Annotated in this window: 3 protein-coding genes, 1 tRNA gene and 2 rRNA genes; 4 read left to right on the top strand and 2 right to left on the bottom strand. The window is 55.6% G+C overall.

Features of this window, described 5'->3' with window-relative positions; translation table 11 throughout:
- The 4 genes from BLW69_RS22445 to BLW69_RS23070 form a co-directional block, all read left to right on the top strand.
- A 23S ribosomal RNA gene (locus BLW69_RS22445) occupies positions 1–321 on the top strand; the annotation flags it as partial.
- A 222-nt stretch (positions 322–543) separates the two neighbouring features.
- A 5S ribosomal RNA gene (gene rrf / locus BLW69_RS22440) occupies positions 544–658 on the top strand.
- Between the two features lie 261 nt (positions 659–919).
- Positions 920–996, top strand: a tRNA-Met gene (locus BLW69_RS22435).
- Between the two features lie 625 nt (positions 997–1,621).
- On the top strand, positions 1,622–1,852 hold the full coding sequence (locus BLW69_RS23070; RefSeq protein ID WP_244508945.1) for a hypothetical protein: 231 nt from the start codon (positions 1,622–1,624) through the stop codon (positions 1,850–1,852).
- Between the two features lie 473 nt (positions 1,853–2,325).
- On the opposite strand, the gene BLW69_RS22425 is transcribed toward BLW69_RS23070, so the two are convergent.
- Both BLW69_RS22425 and BLW69_RS22420 read right to left on the bottom strand, forming a co-directional pair.
- The gene (locus BLW69_RS22425; protein ID WP_092665522.1) at positions 2,326–3,009 is read right to left on the bottom strand and encodes an HlyD family secretion protein; all 684 of its coding nucleotides are present in this window, start codon (positions 3,007–3,009) and stop codon (positions 2,326–2,328) included.
- Between the two features lie 1,847 nt (positions 3,010–4,856).
- Positions 4,857–5,098, bottom strand: a 242-nt coding sequence (locus BLW69_RS22420) for a hypothetical protein (protein WP_139283929.1), incomplete at its 5' end; no start/stop codon positions are given.

The raw sequence follows: 5,098 nt of genomic DNA, 5'->3' as shown, positions 1-5,098 counted from the left end.
CGGTACGTGAGCTGGGTTCAGAACGTCGTGAGACAGTTCGGTCCCTATCTGCCGTGGGTGTAGGAATATTGACAGGATCTGTCCCTAGTACGAGAGGACCGGGATGGACATATCTCTGGTGGACCTGTTGTCGTGCCAACGGCATAGCAGGGTAGCTATATATGGAAGGGATAACCGCTGAAGGCATCTAAGCGGGAAACCCACCTGAAAACGAGTATTCCCTATCAGGGCCGTGGAAGACGACCACGTTGATAGGAGGCGTGTGGACGTGCAGTAATGCATGAAGCTTAGCCTTACTAATAGCCCGATTGGCTTCATCGTTCTCATTGACTATGCTCATCTCAAGGCCAACGCGGGAGCGTTGGTCCTGACAGAGCGAAGGCGAAAGCCTTTGCGACGGGCCCGGCGAACACGTCAGTGTTCGTCCGGTTTGTTGCACCAAAGACGTGTTCAACTAAGACAAAAGGGGGTTCGCCTCCGCCAGCTTCTCGATAAAGCGTTGCAATGGTCGCCCGTTGCCACGCATACATTGCCCTTAATCGACCTGGTGGTCATTGCGGGGTGGCTGCACCCGTTCCCTTTCCGAACACGGCCGTGAAACACCCCTGCGCCAATGGTACTCCGTCTTAAGACGCGGGAGAGTAGGTCGCTGCCAGGTCTATTAAAGGCAATGCCATCCATAAGGATGGATCAAACAATCTTCTCATACACGAAAACAATCGGCCCCTGGCCAAACCAAGGGCCGCTCCCAAAGCGGCCTTTTGTCGTTGCTGGGGTTTAGAATTGCCGAAGGGACGTCTGGCTCGTAGTCGGTGCGTCCCTCACAGGAGACAAATCCTTCGGATTTGCTCCGGCACTACACGTAAACCGCAGCGCGGTTTACGCAGACGCGAAATTTGGCAATGCCAAATTCGCTTGGCGCGGGGTGGAGCAGCCCGGTAGCTCGTCAGGCTCATAACCTGAAGGCCGCAGGTTCAAATCCTGCCCCCGCAACCACTGAAACTTGTAAATTCTCCCACTCGGGGTAAAGAAGACGAAGCTCCTCGGCATACTGGCCGAGCAGCTTTTCGCGTTTCTCCTCGGTGTCGATCTCGCCAGACGCGATTCGCGCCATTAGATCGTTGCCTGCCGCAGCGATGAACTGCTGCTCCATCAGATCGAGGACTTCCATCGAGGCCATGATGTTGGCAATCGAGCCATGCACCTGCAAACTCGCCGGCTGCTGGCCTGGTGTCTTGCCGATCACAACGGTCTGGATCAGATCGCGAACGATCGGCATAAGATGCTGCTTGGCTTCTTCGTTGCCTTTGTCACGGGCTAGTAAGAGCAGTTTACGAATGGCAACCTCGACATTGGTGGGATTGAACTGCTGCTTCAGCTTTGCGATCTTCGCTTGATAATCCTCAGCCGGCGCACCCATGCCGGCAAGTTCCAAAACCAGCTTCTCACGCGTTGCTTCCAGTTCATCGAGTTGGTCGTCGAGGATGACAAGGCGTGGCCGGCCTTCAGCGTGCCGGTCCTGGATCTGCTGCATCAGCCTCTTCTGGGTTGTTTTGATTGACTCAAGTTCGGCCTCCAACGAGCCCTTGCGGGATGGCGTGCGCTTTAGCACAGTGACCTCATGGGCGATCATCCTTTGCGAAATACGCTCGAAAATGTCGATGGAGTAGAAGGCCGCCGGGATGCAGTTAAGGACGCGGTCTTCAAGTTCATGGCGCGTAATCGTCTTGCTGTTACCGCATCGCTCACCGCCAAGGTCGTCGATCGGCAGGCGGTGTTTGCGGTTGGTACAGCTATAACGACCCTCTCCGTTCATCGCGTAGGGTCCGCCGCATTCCAGCATCCGGCTTAGGAGGTAGACTGGTCTCCGCGTGGCGGTTAGGCGGTTGCTGGTGGCATTCTGGTACAGCTCGCCGATCACCGCATCGCGTTCCCGAGCGCGAGCCCACAGTGCGTCCGTGACCATACGCATTGATGGAACCTCGGATGATACGGCCAAACCCAATCCCTGAACACATGCTGACAGAATTCCGGGGGCAGAGTTGATCGTAAGTCTGCTGCGGACATCAACCGAGATCAGCGTGTCGCCCTGCCAGAAACGCCAGCCTCCTGGACCGAATGCGCCGTAGCCGAGAATGCAGTCATGTGCGGTGAGCTCCTCCGGGGTAGCCGGGGTGCCGTTTCTGGTAAGATAGTTTGGCGATGCTACGACCATTCGTTCAAGCGAGCCAATTCGTCTGGCTCCGAATGTCGAGTCGGCAAGTGTGCCGGTTCGGATCGCGAGATCGACACCGCTCACGACCAGGTTTTGCCGTTCATCCGCCATCATGATCTCGACCCGAAGGTTGGGATAGGCGATTTCAAGGCGCTGTCATCGATGTCCGCATCGATCCGCTCAATCGTCGCAGAGGCAGCGTCAACCGCGGCCTGCGCATCGACGACCTGCGAGTTTGCAGCGCTGATTGCCGCCTGTGTGGCCGCAAGCTGCGCCTTCGCCGCAGCGACGGTTGCTGTTGCAGCGTGCATGGTGGCTCGATCGTCGTCGAAGACTTGCGCCGAGACGGTGCCGTTGCAGGAAAGTTGCGTCGAGCGGACGAGACGACGGTTTGCGGCATCGAGCTCGGCGTCCCGTTGCGCGACGACGGCGATGGCCGCTTCCGTTTCTGCTTCTCGCTGCGTGACCTGACTGCGTGCCGTGTCGACTCCGATGACGGCCCGTCGCGATTGCGCTTCCGCTTCGCGGCGCTCGGCTCTGATCTGCAATGTGTCCATGTTGGCGATGACCTGGCCTACCGTGACGAACTCGCCCTCCGCAACGACGATATCTTTGATGCGACCGGCGCTCCGGGCAGAGACGTCGATCTCCACCGCCTCGATCCGTTCATTGCCGCTGGCAATGTTGTCCGGAAGATCGCTCGGCTTGAGTTTGTACCAGGCAAAGAGGGCCATGCCGGCCATAATGCACACCGTAGCCGCAATTGCCCACGGCCGCTTCATGGCTTCGATCATCAATGGTCCCAGACGTTGAATGAGAAAGGCCGGTTGGCTCCGGCCAGGAATTTTCGGCGAACGATATCGCCTGCTAAGTTCCTACCATTTAACGATAGACGGCCGGGAGGCTCGGAATGTACTCATGGTCCAGTCGCGGACTGAACGTATGTTGCGCAGACATCTTGTTACGTCTTAGCCGCATTCAGCCTTGTCGTTATGGTAGCGAGAGCGTTCAGTTCTCATCGAGTAAGCGGCCAATTTTGCAAGCCACGGTGCACTCAGGCCGATGGATGCCTGTGTCAGAGGAACATCAGGTTGCTGTTCCGGCCCGGTTGATGCTGGCGCGGTATCGTAAGCTTCCACTTCGTATCCACGTCAACAGCGTCGCCCGGTTCCAAAGCAGCCGGAGCCGACCACCGTACGGGCCAACGGCAATACCGGCTTGCGCTCGTTCGAGATCGTCCAAGCCAGCATCGGCAAGACCACATTGGAGATTGCCCCTACGCGATTGTCATCCACGCCACTCGATACATTCATCTTCGCATTAGAAGTATAGCTGCGGGTTTCATGAGGCCTGGCGTAGCGTAGTAAAATTGTCCGACTCCGAATCAAATACCGCAGTCGAATGACGTCTTACGCCTTTGTGGCAAGGTGATGAAAATTCCAGAATCTCTTACTTTAATTTATGTCATATCGCCTTAAAGCATTGTTGATTGCATTCGTCTTTTCGGTCTGCGTGTGGATTGCGATGATCTACATGGGGGTTTTGTTTTTCTATTGATAGGATAGTCAGTAAACATCAGCGCTATCAGGCTATATCAACGGCTCATCTGGTGCTTGGCGGGCAGCAGTTCTGAACTCTGAGCAATGTGAGAGATGTAAATTTCAGTTTTCGATGTAGGCATCTTAACGATTCAATACCGATCTTCTCCTAAGGTCTTCGATCCATCTGTGGCTACTTCGGAAGCTGACGACGACTGCGACGTCAGTGACTAGAACCAATTCCGAGATGCATAGCCGACACCCCGGAAGAATTGTAGACTAACAGCTTCGAGTTTCGGGTCGGTATGAGCCGTCTTCGCGCGGCAAGCAGGATACGCTCTCCTCTTGCCACCGCTGCCGCGTATTCCGAAAGTGCCGGACCCGATGCCAACGACATTCTGCGCTAAGCGTAGGCTAGGTTCGTTATGGTCCGGCTTTAGCGAATGCTGGCTTTCGCTTGATAGTTGAAGGGTATGGACCGACGCTTCATAGCGAGGAGCTTTTTCACGCAAGAGGACTGTGGCGCGTTCGGCCTTAAGCCTGTCTTCAGGCTATTGCTTATTGCGGCGTCGACCGATCATAAGAATGTCTCAAACGCGGAGTGCATCGCCTGTCGGTCGGCGCCCGACGCGATGTCAGCGTAACGATCGAGATAAATTATATCCTCGGACAAGACTTCAATGCCGATGGTGTTTGCAAAGTTTTCGCGATTGGAGTGTTGCGGATTCTATTCCGCCCAGTTCGCGGTCCTGGTTTAAAGTACCTGAGGCTAAGAGCGTCTTTGAGGAAAGTACCTGATTCAGACGCTTTCATCAGAACCGCTGCGAGCCCGCTGGACCAACTTCGTGCCAATTTGAAGACGTTACCAAAACGACTATGAATTCCCAGTCGCGCCACTAGACGTCGATGCTCCTACGGAAGCCGCCACGGGAGTTTCAGCAAAGTTTTGTTGGGGAGGGTGCGGCTGATGAGCTGTCGTTTCGATTGAGACAGCTAAAAAGCTAACGACTGAAAGTAGGACGGCTTAGACGGCATCATAGTCCGATCGCGACGCCTCAATCGTCATCTGGCAGGCCAAGATCGCGCTCAGGATACGACAGATCTCAGATCGTGCTGTTGAGCAGCCGGTTAGGCGCGAGCCCCGTTGCCTCATCATCGCCTACGTAAGTTGGATTCTCAGTTGTGTTGGGATAAATCTCCGTAGTGTAGCCGCCAAGCAAGTACTCACCGTGCGTAAACTGTCGAAACCTATAACCGCCACCGAGTGCGACGTTGAGCGAGACATAGTCCTGCGCCATCTGCTGTACGGCCTGGGCCAGACTTGCCTGGGCGGTGGAGACTTCGC

This window comes from Rhizobium sp. NFR12 (assembly GCF_900108545.1).
GTDB lineage: Bacteria > Pseudomonadota > Alphaproteobacteria > Rhizobiales > Rhizobiaceae > Neorhizobium > Neorhizobium soli.
Note: the sequence above shows the minus strand (reverse complement) of the source record. Positions and strands in the feature narration are given on the sequence as shown.